The sequence below is a fragment of the Paraburkholderia sp. SIMBA_053 genome, assembly GCF_046534895.1.
Lineage (GTDB): Bacteria > Pseudomonadota > Gammaproteobacteria > Burkholderiales > Burkholderiaceae > Paraburkholderia > Paraburkholderia caledonica.
Genome location: NZ_JAWRXU010001124.1, coordinates 1 through 256 on the forward strand (window position 1 = coordinate 1; position 256 = coordinate 256).

A 256-nucleotide genomic window follows, 5' to 3' on the forward strand; every position below is an offset into this window, starting at 1 on the left:
GTGGGCGGAGCATTCCTGTCTTCGAGATCAATCGCGCTTTGGACCTGGACAATATTTCTTATTCTTTGGGCGCTACCAAACCATTGAATGCCTCGTTCGAGATAGCTGCGGACGACGTGCCGGAAGTGTTCCCTTGCAAGCTCATCGCACTCACGTGTCGTCTTTTCCGGAAAACAGAGACGCAGGTTGACAAGGACTATATGTTTGCGACGGCCAGGAATCGTATACAGGGCCGCGCCGAGCCCACTGCCAAGCC

The 256-nt window shown here is 54.3% G+C and carries 1 pseudogene; it reads right to left on the reverse strand.

The features are described from left to right. A pseudogene (locus SB753_RS39135) lies at window positions 1-256 on the reverse strand (lipid A biosynthesis lauroyl acyltransferase); the annotation flags it as partial.